Here is a 546-nt window from a genome sequence, read left to right as displayed (position 1 = left end):
AAAGTGATGTGCGCTGGTGTTCAGATGGCCTGGAGCTGTCATGCGACAACGGCGAGAAGGTGCGGGTGGCATTTGCGCTGGACTGCTGTGACAGGGAAATCATGAGCTGGGTGGCGACCACCAAAGGCATCGATGCGGCCTTGGTGGGCGATTTGATGATACAGGCGGTGGAGAACAGGTTTGGCCCGGATGGCAAGCCGCCAAAGACCATTGAATGGCTCACTGACAACGGCAGCTGTTACACGGCAGCCGAGACCAGGAGCTTTGCCAAGCAATTGGGACTCAAGCCAGTGACCACGCCAGTGACAAGCCCACAAAGCAACGGCATGGCCGAGAGTTTTGTGAAAACATTGAAGCGGGATTACGCCAAACTGGCAGAAAGGCCGGACTCACAAACGGTGATGGCGCAACTGCCCAAATGGTTCGATGACTACAATTCTTACCACCCGCACAGCGCATTGGGCTACGTGCCACCCAAGCTGTTCAGGGGAAAACGAGCGGCAAATTAAACATACCGGCGGTACTGGGTTACAGGGTCAAGACCAC

General features: G+C 55.9%; 1 protein-coding gene. It reads left to right on the top strand.

From position 1 onward, the window contains the following. Nucleotides 1–509, top strand: a 509-nt coding sequence (locus B9Z45_RS16815) for a DDE-type integrase/transposase/recombinase (RefSeq protein WP_146180962.1), incomplete at its 5' end; no start/stop codon positions are given. Nucleotides 510–546: the final 37 nt, after the last annotated feature.

Source organism: Limnohabitans sp. 2KL-17, assembly GCF_003063415.1.
In the GTDB taxonomy this organism is placed as follows: Bacteria; Pseudomonadota; Gammaproteobacteria; order Burkholderiales; family Burkholderiaceae_C; genus Limnohabitans_A.
The sequence above is the reverse complement of the archived record's forward strand: the minus strand, read 5'-3'. Positions and strand labels throughout refer to the sequence as shown.